The following is a 19440-nucleotide window of genomic DNA, read 5'->3' as shown; positions in this document are numbered from 1 at the left end:
GTGATTTCTTGCTGCGCTGCAGCTAGAGTGGGGCTTCGTGCTGTAGATCCTGCGGAGTTCCGGAATGCCGATCGTCAATCGTCTCGCCGAATATCAGGACGAGCTGGCCGCGTGGCGGCATGATCTGCACCAGCATCCGGAAATCCTCTACGACGTGCATCGGACCGCCGCCTCGGTGGCTGCGCGGTTGCGGGAGTTCGGCGTCGACGAGGTCGTGACCGGCCTTGGCCGCACCGGCGTGGTCGGCGTCATCCGCGGCCGGCGCGGCGAGGGCGGCCGGACGGTGGGGCTGCGCGCCGACATGGACGCGCTGCCGCTGACGGAGATCACCGGCAAGCCCTATAGCTCCACGATCCCTGGCAAGATGCACGCCTGCGGCCATGACGGCCACACCGTGATGCTGCTTGGAGCCGCCAAGTATCTGGCCGAGACCCGCAATTTCGATGGCACCGCGGTCGTCATCTTCCAGCCGGCCGAGGAGGGCGGCGGCGGTGGCCGGGCCATGGTCGAGGACGGGCTGATGGAGCGGTTCGGCATCGACGAGGTCTATGGCATGCACAACATGCCGGGCCTCGACCTCGGCAAGTTCGCGATCCGGCCGGGCCCGATCATGGCGGCGACGGACGAGTTCAACCTCAGCATCGCCGGTCTCGGCGCCCATGCCGCCAAACCGCATCTGAGCCTCGACCCGATCGTCATCGGTGCGCAACTGGTGCAGGCGATGCAGACGATCGTGTCCCGCTCGGTCGATCCGCTCGAATCCGTCGTCGTCTCGGTGACGAAGTTCCACGCCGGCGAGGCGCACAACATCATTCCGCAGACCGCTGCTCTCGGCGGCACGGTCCGCACGCTGAAGGCGGAGATGCGGGATCTCGCCGAGAGGCGGATCCGCGAGATCGCCGCCGGCATCGGCGCCGCCCATGGCGTCAGCATCGAGGTCGAATACGACCGCAACTATCCGGTGACGGTCAACCATGTCGCCAACACCCTCTTTGCCGGCGATATCGCCTCGGAGATCGTCGGCGGCGATCGCGTCGATCGCGACGTGGCGCCGATGATGGGCGGCGAGGACTTCTCCTACATGCTGGAGAAGCGGCCGGGCGCCTTCATCTTCATCGGCAATGGCGACTCGGCCGGGTTGCACAACCCGGCCTACGACTTCAACGACGACGCCCTGCCGATCGGCGCATCCTACTGGGTGCGTCTGGTCGAGACGTCGCTGGCGCCGGCCTGAAGCGCGGCGCGGTCGTCGCGCCGCGTCTTCCACAGCGAGAGGATGACGCCGCCGCCGAGCAGGCCCAGCGTCGAGCCGAGCGAGAGCAGCGTATCGACCGGCCCGACCAGGTGGGTCCAGAAGATCTTGCCGCCGACCAGCACCAGCACGAGCGCCAGCGCGTATTTCAGGTAGTCGAACCGGTGCACCATGGCGGCGAGCGCGAAATAGAGCGCGCGCAGGCCGAGAATGGCGAAGATGTTCGAGGTGTAGACGATGTAGGGATCGGTCGTGATCGCGAACACGGCCGGCACGCTGTCGACCGCAAAGACGATATCGGCGATCTCGATCGAGACCAGCGCCAGGAACAGCGGCGTCGCCACCCAGTGCATCTTGCCGTCGGCCTTCTTCACATGGGTGAAGAAGTTGTGGCCGTCGAGCGTCGGCGAAACCGGAATCATGCGCCGGACCAGCTTCAGGATGCGGCTCTTCTCCAGATCCATCGGCTCGTCGCCGGCAAACAGCATCTTGATGCCGGTGATGATCAGGAAGGCGCCGAAGAAGTACAGGATCCAGCCGAAGGACGAGATCAGCGCCGCGCCGAGGCCGATCATGATGGCGCGCAGCACCAGCACGCCGAGAATGCCCCAGAACAGCACCCGGTGCTGGTAGGCGCGCGGAATGGCGAAGGCGCCGAAGATCAACGAGATGACGAAGATGTTGTCGAGGGCGAGGCTCTTCTCGACGACGAAGCCGGTCAGGTAGAGCATGCCGGCGTCGGCGCCGAGGTCATACCAGACCCAGCCGCCGAAGAGCAGGGCGACGCCGATATAGAACGAGGAGAGGATGAGGCTGCGGCGGATGCCGATCTCGTGATCGCCGCGGTTGAGCACGCCGAGATCGAGGACGAGAAGCGTCGCCACGACGCCGACGAACAACGCCCACGCGACCGCGGACTTGCCGAGAAACTCGGCACCGAGAAATGAAACGATATCCATGAGTCACGAGCACAGGTCGCCGGGCCAATAGGCTCAAGGGTCCGACATCGCGGTGGGCGACACACCGCCAGAGGGGCCCGGACCCCACTCGTTCGGGACAAATGGCACCCGGATCGGTGACTCGCAAGGGTCTGGATGGAGGAATTTTCTCGACATCCCCCCCGCTTTGGTGCAACCAACCCTAGCCACCACCTCCCTCGGACGTTCCGCTCGATCGGCAGCGCCTTATATGAGGGAGACCGCAGTAGATCGAGGTCATCATGCCCGCCTATCGTTCCCGTACCTCCACCCATGGCCGCAACATGGCCGGCGCGCGCGGCCTTTGGCGCGCCACCGGCATGAAGGATGGCGATTTCGGCAAGCCGATTATTGCGGTGGTAAACTCGTTCACGCAGTTCGTCCCCGGCCACGTCCACCTGAAGGACCTCGGCCAGCTGGTGGCGCGCGAGATCGAGAAGGCCGGCGGCATCGCCAAGGAATTCAACACGATCGCCATCGATGACGGCATCGCGATGGGGCATGACGGCATGCTCTATTCGCTGCCGTCGCGCGAGATCATCGCCGACTCGGTCGAGTACATGGTCAACGGCCATTGCGCCGATGCCATGGTCTGCATTTCGAACTGCGACAAGATCACCCCCGGCATGCTGATGGCGTCGCTGCGCCTCAACATCCCGACGATCTTCGTCTCCGGCGGCCCGATGGAAGCCGGCAAGGTGGTTCTCTCCGATGGCAAGATGCACGCGCTCGACCTGGTCGACGCCATGGTCGCCGCCGCCGACGAGACGGTGTCGGATGCCGACGTCAAGCTGATCGAGCAGAATGCCTGCCCGACCTGCGGCTCCTGCTCGGGCATGTTCACGGCCAATTCGATGAACTGCCTGACCGAGGCGCTCGGCCTGTCGCTGCCCGGCAACGGCTCGACGCTGGCGACGCACGCCGATCGCAAGCGCCTGTTCATCGAGGCCGGCCACCAGATCGTCGATATCACCCGCCGCTACTACGAGCAGGACGACGAGAGCGTGCTGCCACGCAACGTCGCCTCGTTCGGCGCGTTCGAAAATGCGATGACGCTCGATATCGCCATGGGCGGCTCGACCAACACGGTCCTGCACATCCTGGCGGCCGCGCATGAAGGCGAGATCGATTTCGACCTCGACGACATCGACCGCCTGTCGCGCCACGTTCCCGTGCTCTGCAAGGTCGCGCCGGCCAAGCAGGACGTGCACATGGAAGACGTCCATCGCGCCGGCGGCATCATGGCGATCCTCGGCGAACTCGCCCGCGGCGATCTGCTGAACCTCGACCTGCCTACCGTCCATTCCTCGACCATGGCCGAGGCGATCGCCCGCTGGGACATCCGCCAGACCAACAGCGAGAGCGTGCGCGAATTCTACCGCGCGGCGCCGGGCGGCGTGCCGACGCAGACGGCGTTCAGCCAGGACCGCCGCTGGACCGATCTCGACCTCGACCGCGAGAAGGGCGCGATCCGCGACGTGCCGAACGCCTTCTCCAAGGATGGCGGCCTCGCCGTGCTGAAGGGCAACATCGCGCTGAACGGCTCGGTGGTGAAGACCGCCGGCGTCGACGAGTCGATCCTGAAGTTCACCGGCCCCGCCGTGATCTTCGAGAGCCAGGACGACGCCGTGCTCGGCATCCTGAACAAGAAGGTCAAGGCCGGCGACGTCGTGATCATCCGCTACGAGGGTCCCCGCGGCGGCCCCGGCATGCAGGAAATGCTCTATCCGACCAGCTATCTGAAGTCGCGCGGCCTCGGCAAGGCCTGCGCGCTGGTGACGGACGGCCGCTTCTCCGGCGGCACGTCGGGCCTCTCCATCGGCCATGTTGCCCCCGAGGCGGCGGCCGGCGGCGCCATCGGCCTGGTCGAGGAAGGCGATACGATCGAGATCGACATCCCGAACCGCATCCTGCGCATCAAGATCTCCGACGAGGAGCTTGCCGCGCGCCGCGCCGCCATGGACGCCCGCGGCAAGGACGGCTGGAAGCCGGTCAAGCCGCGCAAGCGCAACGTGACGACCGCGCTCAAGGCCTATGCCGCCATGGCGACCAGCGCCGACAAGGGCGCCGTCCGTGACGTCAGCCGCTTCGACGTCTGATCCGACGGATCCTCGGAAATGAAAAAGGGCGCCTCCTGGCGCCCTTTTTGTTGTCTGGTCTTGCGTTGCGAGGGCACGAGGGGCCGACGCGCCTCAATCGTCGATAATCTTGACCTTGTCGCCGACGGGCGGCAGCGCATTGCCCTTGATATCGTTCAGGATGCGGAAGAGATCCGCCGGCCGGTCGACGCCGTTCATCCGCCGGGAGAGGCTGTCGACCGTGTCGCCTGTCTTCACCGTCACCAGCTGGACGCGCAGCGGCTTCAGCGCGGCGGCTTCCTGTGGCGACAGCTTGCGGAAGCTCTGCACCGTTTCCATCGTCGCCTGCTCGAGGCCGGGCGTATCCGTCTCGTTGGCGAAGATGAAGCGATAGGTGGCGCTGGCGCCGACCCGGATCACGGCGATGCGGAACACCCAGCCCTTGGCCTCGGCGCGCGCCGAAGCGGCCTCGAGGCCGTTGACCGTGAAGCTCTTGATCGAATTGCGGTCGAGCCCGTTGACCCAGCCTGACGCGATGTAGTCGGCCAGCGCCGTGCCGACAGGCAGGTTGGCGCCGTCGAAGCGCAGCGCCGTGCCGTCCGGCGCCGTCGCCAGCACCGCATCCGCCGTGTTGTCGAGCACGAACCCGTTCGGCACGGTGAAGCCGACGCCCAGCGTCGGGTGATAGAAATTCTTGCCGCGGACGAAGCCCTGCGAGCGGTCGTCGCCATAGAGCATGCCGTCGATGCCTTGCAGGTAGCGGTCGCGGTCGACCTCGCCGATGCCCGGCGCGCCGAACTGGCGGGCGGCGCGGATGGCGAAATCGACGCGCTGCGGCGTCGCCGGGTGCGAGGCGAGGAAGTCCGGTCGCTTGTCCTGTACGCTGCCGGCCGACTTGTAGGCGGCGAAGCGGCCCATCAGGTCGAGGAAGCGGGCCGCGGCGAAGGGATCGTAGCCGGCCTTGCCGATGGTGCGGACGCCGATCGCGTCGGCCTCCAGCTCCTGCTGCTGCGAGAAGGCGGCGAGCGTCCGCTGGCTGGAGGCGAGCGCCAGCTGGCCGGCGTCGCCGTCCTGCAGCACGTCGGTGACGACGCGGCTGACGATCATCGCGGCGCGCGCCTTGTTCTGGCGCTGCATGGCGTGGTTGGCGGTGACGTGGCCCATCTCGTGCGCGATGACGGCCGCGACTTCGGAGGAATCGTTCGCCAGCGCCAGCAGGCCGCGCGTCACATAGAGATAGCCGCCCGGCAGCGCGAAGGCGTTGACCGAGGGCGTGTTCAGGATGGTGATGCGATAGGATTGCGACGGGTCGTCGGAGGCGGCGACGATGCGGCCGACGATGCGGGCCACCGTCTTCTCCAGCTTGTCGTCGTGATAGACGCCGCCGAAGCTCGCAACGATGCGCGGATGCTCCTGCGCGCCGATGCGGGCCTGCTCGGGATCGACCGGGGGCGGCGTCGCCGCGCCGGCCGTCGTCTGCGGCGGGCCATAGGTCTGCTCGAGCACGGTTGTGCAGCCGGCGAGCAGCAGGCTCGCCGTGAGGATCGCCGCCTTCCAGAGAAGCGCGCCGGGGGAGCTCGACCGCTCCCTATCCAGTGTGGCACCGAATGCCGTCATTCTTCACCATTGGTCCAACAGTTCGAGCTGCTCGGGATGCGTGACCCGCAAGCTCGGTCCGTCGTGACTCTCGATCCAGCCTCTCAGTCTTACCCGTTGCCCCCTCAAGGCCGCCACGGCGATGCCGTCCTCGGCCAAGGCCGCGATGGCCTCGGCGGTCACGACAGCCGTGAAATCCGTCGACCAGTCACGCCCGAAATCGAGATAGGCGATCGGGCCGCGCTCGCCGACGGAAACGACCCTTCCTTCAACCAGATCATATACATCGTGCCGGGTTGCAAGCCCGGGATCGGTCGCAGGGCGGATGGCGTAGTATGGATCGGGCCAGAGGCCAAGCCCTGATTTGCGCGCGTCCCTTTCAACCTTCATCAAAGCGCCGACACATTGACGATTGTCGGCGAAGGAATAGACGCGGGCGAGGCCGCTCGCCACCATCTCGCGCTGCAGCCACAGCACCTCGCCGTCTTCGGGCAGGATCTCGACATGCGCCAGCGCGCGGCCATAACGGTCGCGCCGGGCGCCGCCATAGCGCAGTTGCGCCGCTTGGCCGAGCGCCATCCGCTCCAGCGCCGTCTTCGCTTCCTCGGCCAGCGGCCAGGCGGTGAAATCCGGTCGGCCGAGCGGCAGTTTCGGCGCCTGGATGCCGACCAGCCGGACCTCGAGGCCCGAATCGAGCACGAGCGTGTCGCCGTCGACGACGCTGGCGACCAGTCCGGTCTCGCCGTCGAAGAGCCGGCATTCGTTGGGCCCCGCCGTCCTTTCGGCCGGCTCCGCCCCGGTCGCAGCTGTCATCATCGCTCCCAGTATCAGCAGGACACGCCCGAGCCGGCTGCCCGGCATCCGAAGACGCCGTCGAGCTTCCGGCACGACCCGCGACGCCCATCCGGCACGACGCTTCGTCCCCATCCTTGATCCTGCTTCCCCCGTCCTTGTGTCATCGTCATGGCGGGCATGCGGCATCGTCTCATGGCAGACGGATCGGCGCATCAGGAAATCCGGCATGGCGGGGCTGCGGCGCCCGCACGACTCGGGCAGGCGGCATCCGTATGCAGCGGTCGATTCCCGCGCAGATTTCTGGCGGTGGCTCTTGAAAACGACGCGACAATCGGACCATAAGCATGTCGCCCGTCCGGCCCGCCGGATGGCGCCATGCTGCCTCGGCGGCCGCTTAAGTCCCGGTAGCTCAGCAGGATAGAGCAACGGTTTCCTAAACCGTAGGTCAGGGGTTCGAATCCCTTCCGGGACACCACCCAAAATCCAAGCTACTGACATTGCTTGGAAGTTCGAGGTAGTTCCCGCACCTCGGATTAAGGTGCGGGCGTTTTGTTCTGTTTCTGTTGCTGCAACTTGTCGCTCGCGTTGACACCCATTGCGGCTCGGCTCGCCGCCCGGGTGTACAGTTCAGCCTGCTTCGATGACTGCCAGCCGAACATCGCCATCAGCTCCGAGGTTGTTGCGCCGGCCTCCGCCGCGCGAGTCGCTGCGGCCTTTCTAAGCCCATGCGCGGATCCAGGCACGCCAGCTTCGGCGCACCGGTCGCGGAACCAGTTTCCAAATCCATCGCTAGAAAACGCCTTGCCATACTCTGTCGTCAGGTAAGTGAGGTCGCCGGTCTTGGACGCGTCCAATGAGGCGCGGAGTGGTGGCAGAAGGCGGAGGGTGACGACCTCGCCAGTCTTCTTCGTGCGGATGTTTAGGATCTCGTTGCGGACGTGCTGGCGCCCGAGCACCACGGCGTCCGAGCGTCGCAGGCCGGTGTAGAGCAGGATGTCCAAGGCGAGCCGGGCTTTCGTGCCTATCGGATGCCTTGCCTCATAGCGCGCGACCTCCTCCACCGTCCACGTGTGGATGCCGCCGGTCTTGCTTGAGAACATCTTCACGTCGCGCGCCGGATTTCGGTCGATGAGGTTCGCCGCTACGGCATAGTCGAGCAGGACGCGCATCGTCTTGATGAAGGTGTTGGCGGCTTCCGGGGTCGCGGCGCGACGTTCTCGGCCGGCGAGAATGGCTGCTCGCGTCAACCGTTCGATCGGGCTATCGCCGGACGCGTCACAAAGTCGAAGCAGAAGCCGCTCGCGAACACGCTTAGTCGAGGGCGCGAGCCGGATGAAGTCGGATGACTCCCGGTAGCGATCCACTAGCCAGCGCAGCGTGTTCGGCTTCGCTGTAGCGCGCACCTGCTTGACGGCAGTCCCGGCCAGCGCCGCGTGATAGGCCGCCATGAACTCCGGGCTATCATACTCCCCCGGAAGGCGTGTCCTCGGTCCTTTCCCGCGACGAAAATACCAGACCGTCCGACCATGGCGGGTCTTCTCGCGGTAGACGTGGGCGTGCAATTTGCGCGGCATGGGATCCATCACAAAATGATCGGCTCCAGATCGTCAACATCGATCTTCTCTTCCCCGACCGACTGGAGCAGGCGGATCGTGCCGAGCCTGGTGATCTCGACGCCCTTGACCTCGAAACCGGCCTTGGTTGCCGCACGAATTGCGCGTTTCAGATCGACCTCGGTGAAGGTGGCGGCTCGCTGTCCCATCATCCCTCCTGCATTTTTGTGGCCTTGGAGCGGGGGCGGCCCGGGCGCGGTGGTCTGGGGCGCTCGATCTTGCGGACCGTCATCCGCCCTGCCTGACTGCCGGCAAGTGGGAATTCGCCGTAGAGGTATTCCCGGCCGTGCACGAGCGCCTCGGCGCGCGTCACGGGCTTGTCGAAGGCGAGCGTCACGACGAAGCGGTGCTTTCTGAACGTCGACATAGTCACGGTCCCATCGTGCTGGAGAACAGGTCGGGGGCGGCCTGGCGCTGCTCGCGCGCGGCGCGCAGCAGCGGCGTGGCGCGGGCGAGGCGCATCTCGGCTTCGAGCTGCGCATGCGTCGCGCTGCGGAGGGCGGCGTGGGCCTTGGCGGCGCCGCGGTGACGGCGGCGAGCGGTGCGATAGTCCTCGGCCAGCCGGCGCCGGCGGGCGGCAAGTGTGGCGATGCGCTGGGCGATCTTTGCGCTCATGACAGTGCTCCCGGGATCGCGTCGTGGTGCTGGCCGTCGAGCCGGCGGCCGGAGGCGTGTTTGCCGACCCGGCGAACGATTCTGCCGTCCTCGAACGTGTGATGGGGCAATCGGCTGTGGGTATCGGCGGCCGGCGCCCATTCACCCCACTGCTTGAAGAAGAACGAGGTGCCGAAATCCTGCAGCTGGTCGCGGAGGGAAAGCGCCCAGGCCGGGTTCATCGGCCGAGCGTTGGGACCGCTCTCGCCGCCTGCAATCACCTGGTCGATCGCGCCGCATGATTCCGAGGCCTTCTGCGCCGCCGGAAGGCTGCGTAGCCCGCCGTTGCCGAGATCCTCGGCCTCGGCCCAATAACCCATCAGGGGGCGATAGACGCGGACGACGCCCGGGCGCCGCGCCACGCGGATCTCGGAAAGGTCAAGTGGCCCGAGCAGCGGCTCCGCGGAGATGAAGCGCCGGGCGGCCGGGGTATGGAGAAGGTCCGGGACGCGTTCGTTAGCGCGGCGCTGATCCTCGGCCGAGACGCCAAGCCAGACGTTCGGCAGATGCGCGCCGCCGCCGCGGAGCGTGTACCAGAAGCCCTTACCGCCGAAGCCGGTCTCCTCGAAGATAGTCTTGGCAGCCAGGGAGACACGGTCGCGCTCGTGGTGCCCGCCCAGGCTCGAGCAATAGGCCCGCATGCGGTCGGCGCGCTTGGTCAGCACCTGGAAGGTGTGCTGCGGGGCGAGGGCCATGATGGCGAAGACGCGATCGATCCATGCATCGGGGATCGCTTCGTGAAACAGGTCGCCCATGGAATTGACGAAGATGCGCCGCGGCTTCTGCGACCGCAGCGGCCAAAGCACAATATGGTCCGGCGCCAGCCGAACCTCGCCGGTCCACACAGGGCCGCCCTTCCGCTTGATGGCCGTGCCGGCATAATGCGACGCGGGGTGCATCGCCTCAATCCGGCGGGCCATGCTCATGGCGTAGCAGTTGGTGCAGCCGGGAGAGACGACGGAACAGCCGACGATTGGGTTCCAGGTCGCATCCGTCCATTCGATTCCGGTCTTGTCGGCCATGATCACACCCGCATCGGCATGAGCACGACGAGCAGGTCGTCGTCGCTGGGGCTCTTCAGCAGCGCCGGGTCGCCGGGCTGGTTGAGGCCGAAGACGACGCTGTCGGCGGCGAGCACCTCGAGCGCGTCGGCGACGTAGCGCGAGTTGAAGCCGATATCGATCGGCTCTCCGGCATAGTCGACGTCGAGCGTCTCCTCGCCTGTGCCGGCGTCGGTATTGTTGACGGTCAGCTGCAGCGTGCCCAGCGTCAGCGCCATCTTCACGGCCCGGCCGCGCTCGGTCGCGACGGTCGACACGCGATCAACGGCGCCGGCGAGCGCGGCGCGATCGACGGTCATGTGCTTCTCGCTCGATGCCGGAATGACGCGCTTGTAGTCGGGGAAGGTGCCGTCGATCAGCTTCGAGGTCAGCACGGTTTCGCCGGCGGTGACGCGGATCTTGGTCTCGGAGATCTCGACCGTCATGTCGGCCTCGGTCGCCTTGGCGAGCACGCGCAGGCGAGAGACGGTCTTCGTCGGCACAATGATGCCCTTGAAGGTCGGGTTCTCGGCCGGGCTCGGGACGGCGATGCGGGCCAGGCGGTGGCCGTCGGTCGCGACGACGACCAGCTTGTCGTCCTGGCGGTGCCAGAAGGTGCCGTTCAGGTAGTAGCGCGTCTCTTCCGACGAGATCGCGAACTCGGTCTTGCCGAGCATGCGCGCCAGCGTGGCCGGCGGCAGGGTGAAGCGGCAATCGAACGCGCCGGCCGAAATGTCGGGGAAGTCGCTGGCCGGAAGCGTCTGCAGATTGAGGCGGGCGCGGCCCGAGGCGACGGTCAGCGTCTGGCCGTCGGCGGCGAGCGAGAGCGTGACGTCGGCCTTGTCCGGGAACTTGGCGACGATGTCGGCCAGCATGCCGGCCGGGACGGTCGTCTCGCCGGTGGCGGCCGGCTGGCCCGCGACGCGGGTCGAGATCTCGATATCGAGATCCGTGCCGATCAGGCGCAGGCCCGACGCGTCGACAGTGATTCGGACATTAGAAAGGATCGGGATGGTGTTACGGCGCTCGACGACGGCCTTGACCATGCCGAGCGCGGCGAAGAGGGCGGAGCGTGGAAGGGTGATCTGCATCGGTCGATTCCGGCCATGGGAGGAAAGGCGGGCGGCCCGGCAATGGGCCGCCCGTTTGCGTTCAGCCGTTCTCCGGCGCGCCTTCGAAGGTCGGGAGCTCGGTCTTCTCGCCGGCCTTGGCGAGGTCCTGCTGCACCTTGTTCCGCAGCCAGAACTGCCAGCGATAGAGCTGGTAGGACCATGAGATGTCGCCGCCCTTGATGCGGTAGCGCAGCCGCGCCGGGATGCGGATGGCGTCGCCGTCGAGGAAGGCCGGCACCGACACCATGAAGATGCCCGGAATGTCGACCTTCTCGCCCTTGCCGTTCAGGTGCTCCTCGGAGAACTCGATGGTGCGCTCGCCGGTCTGCAGGCGGATTCCCTGCTTGGCCTTGGCGTTGACGAAGACTTCGAGATGGCGGGCTAGCGCGATCAGATCGGCCGGCGTCGCGAACCGCTCCTTGAACAGCAGCTCATATTCCGACCGCTCGCCATCGAACGGCGCCGACAGTTCGGCCGCATGCTCCTCGAGGAAGAAAGCGAACGTCGCCTGGTCCATGCCGTCGCCGTCACCCTCGATCCAAGCCTTGAATTCCTCGGTGAGCGGGAATTCGTAGATGATGCGATGGTCGTTCCAGTGCGGCGACGTGCCGGTGTTGTAGTTGAGCACCGCGGTGAGCTTCGGGGTCGGCCAGATGGTCGTTCCGAAGATCGCCGAGGTCTCATCCTTGTGGCGGTTCGCCAGGTCGATGAAGCTGCGCAGTGTCTCGACCTTGGCGACGCCCTTGCGGCGCGCCGGCTCCTGCCGAGCGGCGTTGATCGTGCTCTGAAGGTCGATCACCTTCTGATTGGCGCGGTCGAACAGGATCGGCACTTCCCCCGGCAGTCCGGCGCCCAGGCCGTCGGTGGGGATCAACACCAGTGCAGGTCCGCAGCTGGCCGTAGCCAGCTCGGCGATGAGGCCGGCGGCGCCGGCGGCCGTGATGTCGTCGATGGTCTTGCTATTCATGGTCTACGTCTCCGGTTGGGGAACTGAGGCTGGGAAAGGGTCAGGCCTGCTCGCGCCGCTCGGCGGCGTCGCGCGGGCCGGCGAACATGTCGGTTTGGCTCGGATGCTGGACGGAGAGGCCGCCCTCGAGCGACCAGAACGGGGTTCCGTTGAACCCCTTCTCTTCCGGCAGCTTCGATTTGATCGCCGGGCGGATGTCGATACGGCCAGACTGGTAGATGACTTCGACCGTCATGGTGATCGTCACCTTGCCGGCCTCGTCGGGCAGCGCCTCGAGCGTCTGGATCGCGGTCTGGAGATGCTCGTCGCATTTCTCGACGAACTTGCCGCGATTGAGCAGACCGAGCATGTCGGTGAAGCGATGGATGGTGCGGGCAGACATCAATTGGCTCCTCGGTAGGGGAAGAAAGCCGCGGCGCGCGGCGGCGGGCTGATGCCGTTCTCACGGCGGCAGAAGTGAGCGGCGATGCACCAGCGGTCGGGGTGCTGGGGCACGGCGCCCCAGTGAATGACCTTCCAGCGCCAGCCGCCGTCGACGCGGATGCGCTGCGCGCGACTGCCATCAACCAGGCAGGCGACGCGGCCGGCGGAATCGTCGAGGTAGTAGACGGGGCCGATCACAGCTGGGGCCTCCCCGGCGGATAGGCGCGTGGATTGACCCCGCTCGCCTGGGCGAGCGCCCTGACGTGGCTGCTGACGGCGTTGGCGGACAGGCCGAGGGACCGGGCGCAGGCGATCTGCTTGGCGCCCGGATTGCGGGTGAGATAGAGCCGCACGCGTTCGCGGTTCTTCTGGCCGCGCCGGGTGGAATTCTGGCCCGGCATCAGCGTGCAAAGCCACAGAAGAGCGCGCCCAGAAGGGCGGCGCAGGCCGGAAAGCTGGCAAGAGCAATCCAGTCGCCCCGGTCACTCGCGTGAACGGCGCGGATCATGTCGATGATGGTGCGCATGGGGTGCTCGTCGAAGGACAGGATCGTCCGGCGACGCGGCTTCGGTCGTGGGCACAAGCGGCACCGAAGCCGCGCTGGCCTGACGGTCTTGTCAGGCCGCGAGCGAATGCTCGCGCGTCGACATCCGCTCGGCTTCCTGGCGGGCGGTCGGGCCAAAGGTCTGGATCTCGGTGTCGGAGAAGCCGTAACGGCGCAGATCCGCCTCGCTGCAGCTGCCGCTCATGGCGACATGGTCCACCATCTCGGCGGCCATCAGCTTGGGGATGGTCGCGGTGCTGCGCGCCTTGTCGAGGGCGGAAAGGCGGATTTCGTCGGTGGGGTAGAGGCGACGCTTGGTCTGCATGGTGCTCTCCATCGTGAACCTTGACAGGTTCGGCGCGACGGACGACCGCGCCGATGGAGAGAAAATACCAATGCGGTATTTTATGTCAATACCGTTTTGGCATAACCGTCATGAATGGCGCTAGCCGGCCGAGAATTTGCCGATATAGCGTCCCAGAATGTAGAGGTCGTCGAGCGCGAGCAGTCTGGGCTCATGCCTCGGGTTGTCCGAGACGACACTGACCATGACCTCTGGGTCCGATGGCTTCGATACCACGTCCAGCCTTTTGAACATGACCCCGCCGAACTGATCGGCGATGGCGTAGATGCCAGGCGGAGACGGGACCTTGTGCCGTAAGTCGATGAACCCGACTTCTCCTCCGAATAGGGTGGGCTCCATCGAATCGCCCTGCATCAGGAATGCGGCTGCGTGTTCAGGCTTGATGCCGAGCCGAGCGAGGATCCAGGCCGGCAGGACCCAAAAGTCCTTGATCACCTCCGCTGCGAACCGTGCGCCTTCAGGCGACGTGGCCTCGGAGATCATTGCGATGCCGCCGGCGCCGAGCCCGGCGGTCACGTCGATTTCCGCTATGCTATGTGCGGGGATGCCCTGGCGTCCGGTCTCGGTGCCTACCGTCGGAAGGTGGTCCGGGTCGCTCTCTGGCGGAAATTCTTCGCCCAAAGGTACGCGCTTCAACTCGTCTGCCGGCACGGTCTCTGCCAGAACGGCCTCATCGAAGAGCAAATCCTTAGCCGAAATACCCAGCGCTTTGGCCAGGCGCGTGGCCCATTCCTTCGTCAGCTTGCGCTCGCCAGCTTCTAGTCGGCGGATCTGGGGTTGGGTCGTCTGCACCAACTCGGCCAAAGCCGCTTGGGTGAGGCCGCGCTGCTCTCTGATCTGCTTCAATTGGCTCATGCCGAAACGGTATGATACCGCCGACGGTATAGCCAAGTCCGAATTGGTATTTTTCCCTTGCGAAGCGAATACCATTTTGGCATAACCCGGTTATGAAGCTCGCAGATTACCTCGCAACGGAAAAGATCTCGCACGCTGCGTTCGCCCAAAGGATTGGCGTTTCGCAAGCGGCGGTAACCCGTTACGCGCGGGGCCTGCGATTCCCGCACCGCGGTATTCTCGCCCGAATCAAGTCGGCCACTGACGGCGCGGTCACATTCCGCGACTTCCTGGATTTGGCGGAGGCGGCTGAATGATCGCTCGGCGTGATCCTGATGGTCGTCATCTGCGCGGCCCTCCCTAACCAGAGCGTCCGGGCCTCAAGGCCCGCTGACTGAACCTCTCACAATCGACGGCTTCCCACACCGGGAACGAACGCGGAGCTTTCCCGTGAGCGATTTCGCATTGCCTCCTGAATTCAAGTACCGCGTCAAAGCCGCGACGCGCGCCCTGGTCAAGAAGGCTGGAGGCCTTGTGATCGCTGGCGAGATCGTCGGCAAGGGTAAGAGCACCGTCGACCGCTGGGGCGACCCCGACAGCGAAGACATGATCCCGGTGCTTGCCGCTCTGGCGCTGCAGCAGGCGACGGGGCTTTCCCTTGTCACGCAGGCAATGACCGAGTTGCAGGGGCTGGCGATCGCGCCCCACGCCGCGCCGGCGGCGGCCGCGCATTTCCTGACGACACAGGCCCGTATCGCCAAGGAAGTGGCCGAATACAGCTCGGCCGTGGCCGACGCCGTGGCCGACGGTATCATCACGCCGAACGAGCAGGACCGGATCGACCGCGAGGCGGGCGAACTGAGCGAGGCCCTCGCCGACGGCCGGAATGAGCTGGCCGCCGCCGCGGGTGCCGCCATCCACGTCTTCCCGAAGGCAGGCTGACATGCGCCGCTCCGCTCCCCAAAGGCCGGGCGGCCAGGTCGACAAGGTCGTCGGCCTGATCATGTTCTGGCTGTCCTTCGCCACCGTCGCCCTGCTGGCCGGCGCCGACCTGGTCGGCGCTTCGCTCAGCTATTGCGACCGGCTTCTCGGAGGCGGGAACTGATGGCCCGCAAGCGCCCGGACTTCACCCGCGATTTCGCCGCGCCGCCCTCGGCCTATCGGGACGAGCCGACCGAGGCGCCCTTCCGAAAGCGCATGCCGCGCCGGCGCAAGCGCGACCTGGTCGCGCTCGCGGAACAAGCCTACCGCCGCGAGGATGGCGCGATCATGATCCCGGTCGGGGAGGGGCGCTGCGTCAACAGCGCCTTCCTGCGGCGGGCCGGGCGCGAGGACGCGACATGATCCTCACCTGTCACGATTGCCCGCGCCAGCTCGCCTTTTCAGGTGGGGCAGAGACCCGTGAAAGGACTGCTGCGGCCTTTGGCTGGAAAGCTCGTCATCCCGAAGGGTTCCTATGCGGAGAATGCGCCGCGCTCATCGATGACAGCGTCCTCCAGATTTCGCACCATTCGCCACGTCTTGACGATGCTCTCCATGAGCGAGGCTTTGAAGTTAAGCATAGTGGAGAAGCATTTCTCCAAGCCTGCCTGACAATTAACAAACGCCGCCTCGCGTTGTTCGGCCGAGAGATTCGGGCCTTCAACGTCATCGTGCCACGAAGTTATCTGCCAGTAATCTCTGGCCAATGTAGAAAAAAGCATACAGGCGTCATCAATCTGATTGATGAACCGCCATCGATCGTCATTAACGGGGCTGGATCTGGAGTGGCGGCTGCCGTTTTGCCTGTAGTATTGGACCTCAATCTCGAAGCGCTTGGAACTCTCGCGGAGCTCGTCTCGGAGTTCGCCCGAATGCGCGAACGTTCCTTGAGCCTCGTAGCGAAGGACATTGAGCCAATCCTGACAGCTTCTAATAACGTGTTCCGTGGATGCGAGCCTCGCGACCTCGTCCTCCATCCTCTGTGCGATGGACGAAAATGTGCCGACGGCGGACGCGGCGGACTGCCGTCTCATTTGATCGAGCTGCTGAAACACGGGGCGGCTCGCCCAAATGGCCGCGCCGACGGCAAGCAGACCAGTCAGAAGCGTCTGCCAACGGTCCACGCCTCGAAAAACTGCGTCCCATCCGACGACCCATGTGCCCGTCACAATGATGCCAGCGATCGCGCCGCCCAGAAACCAAGGCGCCAGTTGTCGCTTCCTCACAGCCCGTTCTCCTTGAAGTCGTCGGCCCATCCTCCGGTGTGGCGGGGGTCATGAGCAACAAAAAAGCAGCTGAGATGGATGCCTTCGTCGACGAAGCCAGGGCCGTGCCGATCGAGAGCGAGATCGCCAAGCGCAAGCTGCGCCTGAAGCGGGCCGGCACCGAGTTGGTCGGGCCTTGCCCGGTCTGCGGCGGCGACGACCGCTTCGGCGTCAACCCGCGCAAGGGCGTCTTCAACTGTCGCGGCTCGGGCAAGGGCGGCGACGTGATCGCCCTCGTCGAATATCTCGACGCCACCGACTTCATCGGCGCCTGCGAGACGCTGACCGGTCGCAAGGCGCCGAAGGGCGAAAGCAGCGGCCCCGACGAAGCCGAGATCGCCCGGCGCGAGGCGCGGCGCATCGCCGCCGCGGCCGAGCGCGAGCGCGGCGAGATCGACTACCGCGAGCAGGAGAGGGCGCGCATGCGCCGCTTCTGGAAAGAGGCCGGGCCGGTCGACGAGGGCTCGCCTGTCGCCCTCTACCTGGCAGGCCGCGGCCTTCCCCTGCCGAATGTTCGGACGCTGCGCTGTCTCGCCGATCATCCCTACTACGTGAGCCGGCGCGAAGGCGACCGCGAGGTCTGGCACGAGATCTGGCGCGGGCCGGCGATGATGGCGGCGATCGTCGATTCCGCCGGCGTCTTTCGTGGCGGGCACGTCACCTGGATCGACCCCGAGACCTTCGGCAAGGCCGAGATCGTCGACCCGGAATCCGGCGAGATCCTGAAGGCGAAGAAGGTGCGCGGCTCGTTGTCGGGCAACCACATCATGCTGTCGACCACGCCGGCGGCGCGCAGGCTGGTGATCGGCGAAGGGATCGAGACCGTGCTTTCCGTGCGCCTGGCGCTGGCCGAGCGCAAGCCGGCCGACTGGATGGCCGAGACGCTGTTCTGGTCGTCGATCAGCCTCGGCAATCTCGGGGGCAGGGCAGACGGCACGGTCGTCCACCCGACCGAGATCCGCATCGACGCGCGCGGCGCGAAGCGGCGGGTGAAGGTGCCCGGGCCGGTGCCGCTCGAAGATCCGGAGAAGCCGGCGCTGATGCCGCCTGACGGCATCGACGAAATCATCCTGCTCGGCGACGGCGACAGCGACCGCTTCGCCACCGAGCTTGTGCTGCAGCGCGCCGCCGCCCGATGGGCATGGCCGGGTCGCATCATCCTTGCCGCATGGGCTCCGGCCCAGGCCGATTTCAACGACATCCTGAGGGCCGCAGCATGAGCGAGAATCCTATCGACCGGATCGTCTCGATCATCGACCAGGCCGAGCCGGTGGGTGCGTTTCAGGCCGGGACAGAGACCGGGACGGAAGGGGTAGAAGCGAATTCCGCGAATGAGCCCGAGGCGCCGGCGGACGACGATGGCGGCACCGACGACGTCGGACCGAAGGATTGGGGCTTCGATATCGACCGGATGAACCGGGAATGGGCCTTCGTGCTGATGGGCTCCAAGGCCGTCGTCGTGCGGGAGCAGGATGTCGGGCCGATCGAGGATCGCGTCCGCGTCGTCGGCCTCGATGGGTTTCGCGCCCTCTTCATGAACAAGCCGACGCAGATCCTGAATATCGCGGACGGAAAGATCAAAACCGTAACCTGGGGCGACCGCTGGCTGCGGCATTCGAAGCGCCGAAGCTTCAACGGCATCGAATTCTTCCCGAACCCGGACGGCGCGGAATCGACGCCGGGATACCTCAACCTCTATCGCGGCTTCTCGGTCACGCCGGCGCCCAAGCCGAACGGCTGGGGCGTCCTGCGCGATCATATGCTGACCAACATCTGCCATGGCGACAAAGAGCTGTTCGACTGGCTGTTCGGCTGGTTCGCGCACCTGTTGCAGAGGCCGCGCGAGCGGGTTGGCACCGCGCTTGTCTTTCGCGGGCGCATGGGCGCCGGCAAGTCGATCGTCGGCGAGATCATGGGCTCGCTGATCGCCTCGCACTACTTCCTCGTCGGCGATGCCCGCTACATCACCGGCAACTTCAACGCGCATATGGCGTCCTGCCTGCTCTTGCAGGCGGAGGAAGCCGTCTGGGCCGGCGATAAGGCGGCCGAAGGGCGGCTGAAGGATCTGGTCACGGCCGAGATCCAGATGATCGAGCAGAAATCGATCGACCCGATCCGGCTGAAGAACTTCGTCCGTCTTATCATGACCTCGAACGAGGACTGGGTGGTGCCGGCCGGCAAGGACGAGCGGCGCTTCGCCGTGCTCGACGTGCATCCGCGCTGCGCCCAGAACCATGAATACTTCGCCGAGATGAGGGCAGAGATCGAGAATGGCGGGCGCGAGGCGCTGTTGCACGACCTCATGACCTTCGATCTTTCCAAGGTGAATCTGCGCAAGATCCCCATGACGAAGGCGCTGCTCGAGCAGAAGTTCCGCTCGCTCGACACGGTCGAAGCCTGGTGGCTGGAGCGGCTGATCGACGGGACGACAAGGCGCGGCGGCAGCGAATGGGGTGCCGAGGTGCCGATCGACGCGCTGTTCGACGACTACATCGCCGTCTCCGAGAAGATCGGCGTCAAGCGCAAGTCCGAGAAGACCAGCTTCGGCATGAAGATGATGAAGCTGGTGCCCGGCCTCGCCAAGGTCCGCCCTTGGATCACCGACGAAGACATGAAACGGGCGCGGCAATGGTGCTACGCGCTGCCGCAACTCCACAAGTGTCGCGACGCGTTCGAACAGGCTGTCGGCCAGAAGATCGAGTGGAACGAAGGCGACGATCACGCCCCGGAGAGAGACCGTCATGAAGGGGTATAGGCGCTTTTGGTCCAACGTAGGTTGGACCGCCCGGCATGGGTCGGACCGGAAAACATCAATGAAATCAACGGTCGGTCCAACCTGTCCAACCTGTCCAACCTTTTTGCCTCGCGTACGCGCGCGATCGGGCTCGCGCCGAGGCCAAAAAATCGCCCCGTCCCGCTCTCGCCGGACGATAGAGGCGACGGCG

24 protein-coding genes and 1 tRNA gene are annotated in these 19440 nt (G+C 65.9%); 8 read left to right on the top strand and 17 right to left on the bottom strand.

Annotated features, from left to right (window positions below; all coding sequences use genetic code 11):
- The first annotated feature begins 64 nt into the window (after positions 1 to 64).
- Positions 65 to 1234: a M20 aminoacylase family protein gene (locus WFK98_RS15240; RefSeq protein WP_336800837.1), complete on the top strand. Its 1170-nt coding sequence runs from the start codon at positions 65 to 67 to the stop codon at positions 1232 to 1234.
- Here WFK98_RS15240 and WFK98_RS15235 read toward each other — a convergent pair.
- Positions 1192 to 2211, bottom strand: coding sequence for a TerC family protein (locus tag WFK98_RS15235; RefSeq protein WP_336800836.1), 1020 nt, complete (start codon positions 2209 to 2211; stop codon positions 1192 to 1194). The two genes, WFK98_RS15240 and WFK98_RS15235, sit on opposite strands and share 43 nt — an antisense overlap.
- Before the next feature lie 260 nt (positions 2212 to 2471).
- On the opposite strand from WFK98_RS15235, the gene ilvD reads away from it, so the two are divergent.
- Positions 2472 to 4328: a dihydroxy-acid dehydratase gene (gene ilvD, locus WFK98_RS15230; RefSeq protein WP_266340401.1), complete on the top strand. Its 1857-nt coding sequence runs from the start codon at positions 2472 to 2474 to the stop codon at positions 4326 to 4328.
- A 93-nt stretch (positions 4329 to 4421) separates the two neighbouring features.
- On the opposite strand, the gene WFK98_RS15225 is transcribed toward ilvD, so the two are convergent.
- On the bottom strand, positions 4422 to 5924 hold the full coding sequence (locus WFK98_RS15225) for a M48 family metalloprotease (protein WP_266340402.1): 1503 nt from the start codon (positions 5922 to 5924) through the stop codon (positions 4422 to 4424).
- Between the two features lie 3 nt (positions 5925 to 5927).
- The gene (locus tag WFK98_RS15220; protein ID WP_336800835.1) at positions 5928 to 6716 is read right to left on the bottom strand and encodes a thermonuclease family protein; all 789 of its coding nucleotides are present in this window, start codon (positions 6714 to 6716) and stop codon (positions 5928 to 5930) included.
- 380 nt (positions 6717 to 7096) lie between these two features.
- On the opposite strand from WFK98_RS15220, the gene WFK98_RS15215 reads away from it, so the two are divergent.
- Positions 7097 to 7173: transfer RNA gene (locus WFK98_RS15215), tRNA-Arg, on the top strand.
- A gap of 58 nt (positions 7174 to 7231) precedes the next feature.
- Here WFK98_RS15215 and WFK98_RS15210 read toward each other — a convergent pair.
- From WFK98_RS15210 to WFK98_RS15150, 13 genes are all read right to left on the bottom strand, one after another.
- Entirely contained in the window at positions 7232 to 8146 is a 915-nt protein-coding gene (locus WFK98_RS15210; RefSeq protein ID WP_336800834.1) for a tyrosine-type recombinase/integrase, read from the bottom strand.
- Positions 8147 to 8280: 134 nt separating this feature from the next.
- Positions 8281 to 8460: a hypothetical protein gene (locus WFK98_RS15205; RefSeq protein WP_336800833.1), complete on the bottom strand. Its 180-nt coding sequence runs from the start codon at positions 8458 to 8460 to the stop codon at positions 8281 to 8283.
- On the bottom strand, positions 8460 to 8678 hold the full coding sequence (locus tag WFK98_RS15200; protein ID WP_336800832.1) for a hypothetical protein: 219 nt from the start codon (positions 8676 to 8678) through the stop codon (positions 8460 to 8462). The genes WFK98_RS15205 and WFK98_RS15200 overlap by 1 nt, the downstream gene beginning before the upstream one ends.
- A 2-nt stretch (positions 8679 to 8680) precedes the next feature.
- On the bottom strand, positions 8681 to 8926 hold the full coding sequence (locus WFK98_RS15195; protein ID WP_336800831.1) for a hypothetical protein: 246 nt from the start codon (positions 8924 to 8926) through the stop codon (positions 8681 to 8683).
- On the bottom strand, positions 8923 to 9987 hold the full coding sequence (locus WFK98_RS15190) for a phage Gp37/Gp68 family protein (RefSeq protein WP_336800830.1): 1065 nt from the start codon (positions 9985 to 9987) through the stop codon (positions 8923 to 8925). The genes WFK98_RS15195 and WFK98_RS15190 overlap by 4 nt, the downstream gene beginning before the upstream one ends.
- A gap of 2 nt (positions 9988 to 9989) precedes the next feature.
- Entirely contained in the window at positions 9990 to 11096 is a 1107-nt protein-coding gene (dnaN, locus tag WFK98_RS15185) for a DNA polymerase III subunit beta (RefSeq protein ID WP_336800829.1), read from the bottom strand.
- Between the two features lie 61 nt (positions 11097 to 11157).
- On the bottom strand, positions 11158 to 12084 hold the full coding sequence (locus tag WFK98_RS15180) for a DUF2303 family protein (protein ID WP_336800828.1): 927 nt from the start codon (positions 12082 to 12084) through the stop codon (positions 11158 to 11160).
- Between the two features lie 40 nt (positions 12085 to 12124).
- Positions 12125 to 12466 (bottom strand): hypothetical protein, encoded by a 342-nt coding sequence (locus tag WFK98_RS15175; RefSeq protein WP_336800827.1) that lies wholly within the window; start codon positions 12464 to 12466, stop codon positions 12125 to 12127.
- A complete protein-coding gene (locus WFK98_RS15170) occupies positions 12466 to 12705 on the bottom strand; it encodes a hypothetical protein (protein ID WP_336800826.1) in 240 nt (79 codons plus the stop codon). Before WFK98_RS15170 ends, WFK98_RS15175 begins: the two co-directional genes overlap by 1 nt.
- The gene (locus WFK98_RS15165) at positions 12702 to 12908 is read right to left on the bottom strand and encodes a winged helix-turn-helix domain-containing protein (RefSeq protein ID WP_336800825.1); all 207 of its coding nucleotides are present in this window, start codon (positions 12906 to 12908) and stop codon (positions 12702 to 12704) included. Before WFK98_RS15165 ends, WFK98_RS15170 begins: the two co-directional genes overlap by 4 nt.
- Complete coding sequence (locus tag WFK98_RS15160) at positions 12908 to 13033, bottom strand: hypothetical protein (protein WP_336800824.1); 126 nt, start codon at positions 13031 to 13033, stop codon at positions 12908 to 12910. The genes WFK98_RS15165 and WFK98_RS15160 overlap by 1 nt, the downstream gene beginning before the upstream one ends.
- A 91-nt stretch (positions 13034 to 13124) precedes the next feature.
- Positions 13125 to 13376: a hypothetical protein gene (locus WFK98_RS15155; protein ID WP_336800823.1), complete on the bottom strand. Its 252-nt coding sequence runs from the start codon at positions 13374 to 13376 to the stop codon at positions 13125 to 13127.
- A 120-nt stretch (positions 13377 to 13496) separates the two neighbouring features.
- Positions 13497 to 14270 (bottom strand): helix-turn-helix domain-containing protein, encoded by a 774-nt coding sequence (locus WFK98_RS15150; RefSeq protein ID WP_336800822.1) that lies wholly within the window; start codon positions 14268 to 14270, stop codon positions 13497 to 13499.
- Between the two features lie 429 nt (positions 14271 to 14699).
- On the opposite strand from WFK98_RS15150, the gene WFK98_RS15145 reads away from it, so the two are divergent.
- The 3 genes from WFK98_RS15145 to WFK98_RS15135 are packed head-to-tail and all read left to right on the top strand — an operon-like array spanning position 14700 to position 15593.
- Positions 14700 to 15191 (top strand): phage regulatory CII family protein, encoded by a 492-nt coding sequence (locus WFK98_RS15145; protein ID WP_336800821.1) that lies wholly within the window; start codon positions 14700 to 14702, stop codon positions 15189 to 15191.
- 1 nt (position 15192) lies between these two features.
- Positions 15193 to 15354: a hypothetical protein gene (locus tag WFK98_RS15140; RefSeq protein WP_336800820.1), complete on the top strand. Its 162-nt coding sequence runs from the start codon at positions 15193 to 15195 to the stop codon at positions 15352 to 15354.
- Positions 15354 to 15593 (top strand): hypothetical protein, encoded by a 240-nt coding sequence (locus tag WFK98_RS15135; protein ID WP_336800819.1) that lies wholly within the window; start codon positions 15354 to 15356, stop codon positions 15591 to 15593. The genes WFK98_RS15140 and WFK98_RS15135 overlap by 1 nt, the downstream gene beginning before the upstream one ends.
- A 110-nt stretch (positions 15594 to 15703) precedes the next feature.
- Here WFK98_RS15135 and WFK98_RS15130 read toward each other — a convergent pair whose 3' ends face one another.
- Entirely contained in the window at positions 15704 to 16456 is a 753-nt protein-coding gene (locus tag WFK98_RS15130) for a hypothetical protein (RefSeq protein ID WP_336800818.1), read from the bottom strand.
- A 50-nt stretch (positions 16457 to 16506) separates the two neighbouring features.
- Between WFK98_RS15130 and WFK98_RS15125 the strand changes: the two genes are divergently transcribed.
- Entirely contained in the window at positions 16507 to 17715 is a 1209-nt protein-coding gene (locus WFK98_RS15125; RefSeq protein WP_336800817.1) for a DUF7146 domain-containing protein, read from the top strand.
- On the top strand, positions 17712 to 19250 hold the full coding sequence (locus tag WFK98_RS15120) for a primase-helicase family protein (RefSeq protein WP_336800816.1): 1539 nt from the start codon (positions 17712 to 17714) through the stop codon (positions 19248 to 19250). The genes WFK98_RS15125 and WFK98_RS15120 overlap by 4 nt, the downstream gene beginning before the upstream one ends.
- The last annotated feature ends 190 nt before the right edge of the window (positions 19251 to 19440 follow it).

It is taken from the genome of Kaistia sp. MMO-174 (genome assembly GCF_037147815.1).
Lineage (GTDB): Bacteria > Pseudomonadota > Alphaproteobacteria > Rhizobiales > Kaistiaceae > Kaistia > Kaistia nematophila.
Note: the sequence above shows the minus strand (reverse complement) of the source record. Positions and strands in the feature narration are given on the sequence as shown.

Bases quoted from the DNA above. Each gene is read 5' to 3' on its own strand.
- WFK98_RS15160 (WP_336800824.1), bottom strand. From the start codon at position 13,033: ATGCGCACCATCATCGACATGATCCGCGCCGTTCACGCGAGTGACCGG.
- WFK98_RS15240 (WP_336800837.1), top strand. From the start codon at position 65: ATGCCGATCGTCAATCGTCTCGCCGAATATCAGGACGAGCTGGCCGCG.
- WFK98_RS15195 (WP_336800831.1), bottom strand. From the start codon at position 8,926: ATGAGCGCAAAGATCGCCCAGCGCATCGCCACACTTGCCGCCCGCCGG.
- WFK98_RS15190 (WP_336800830.1), bottom strand. From the start codon at position 9,987: ATGGCCGACAAGACCGGAATCGAATGGACGGATGCGACCTGGAACCCA.
- WFK98_RS15120 (WP_336800816.1), top strand. From the start codon at position 17,712: ATGAGCGAGAATCCTATCGACCGGATCGTCTCGATCATCGACCAGGCC.
- WFK98_RS15225 (WP_266340402.1), bottom strand. From the start codon at position 5,924: ATGACGGCATTCGGTGCCACACTGGATAGGGAGCGGTCGAGCTCCCCC.
- ilvD (WP_266340401.1), top strand. From the start codon at position 2,472: ATGCCCGCCTATCGTTCCCGTACCTCCACCCATGGCCGCAACATGGCC.
- WFK98_RS15125 (WP_336800817.1), top strand. From the start codon at position 16,507: ATGAGCAACAAAAAAGCAGCTGAGATGGATGCCTTCGTCGACGAAGCC.
- WFK98_RS15220 (WP_336800835.1), bottom strand. From the start codon at position 6,716: ATGACAGCTGCGACCGGGGCGGAGCCGGCCGAAAGGACGGCGGGGCCC.
- WFK98_RS15140 (WP_336800820.1), top strand. From the start codon at position 15,193: ATGCGCCGCTCCGCTCCCCAAAGGCCGGGCGGCCAGGTCGACAAGGTC.
- WFK98_RS15150 (WP_336800822.1), bottom strand. From the start codon at position 14,270: ATGAGCCAATTGAAGCAGATCAGAGAGCAGCGCGGCCTCACCCAAGCG.
- WFK98_RS15210 (WP_336800834.1), bottom strand. From the start codon at position 8,146: ATGGCGGCCTATCACGCGGCGCTGGCCGGGACTGCCGTCAAGCAGGTG.
- WFK98_RS15180 (WP_336800828.1), bottom strand. From the start codon at position 12,084: ATGAATAGCAAGACCATCGACGACATCACGGCCGCCGGCGCCGCCGGC.
- WFK98_RS15165 (WP_336800825.1), bottom strand. From the start codon at position 12,908: ATGCCGGGCCAGAATTCCACCCGGCGCGGCCAGAAGAACCGCGAACGC.
- WFK98_RS15155 (WP_336800823.1), bottom strand. From the start codon at position 13,376: ATGCAGACCAAGCGTCGCCTCTACCCCACCGACGAAATCCGCCTTTCC.
- dnaN (WP_336800829.1), bottom strand. From the start codon at position 11,096: ATGCAGATCACCCTTCCACGCTCCGCCCTCTTCGCCGCGCTCGGCATG.
- WFK98_RS15205 (WP_336800833.1), bottom strand. From the start codon at position 8,460: ATGGGACAGCGAGCCGCCACCTTCACCGAGGTCGATCTGAAACGCGCA.
- WFK98_RS15235 (WP_336800836.1), bottom strand. From the start codon at position 2,211: ATGGATATCGTTTCATTTCTCGGTGCCGAGTTTCTCGGCAAGTCCGCG.
- WFK98_RS15135 (WP_336800819.1), top strand. From the start codon at position 15,354: ATGGCCCGCAAGCGCCCGGACTTCACCCGCGATTTCGCCGCGCCGCCC.
- WFK98_RS15175 (WP_336800827.1), bottom strand. From the start codon at position 12,466: ATGTCTGCCCGCACCATCCATCGCTTCACCGACATGCTCGGTCTGCTC.
- WFK98_RS15200 (WP_336800832.1), bottom strand. From the start codon at position 8,678: ATGTCGACGTTCAGAAAGCACCGCTTCGTCGTGACGCTCGCCTTCGAC.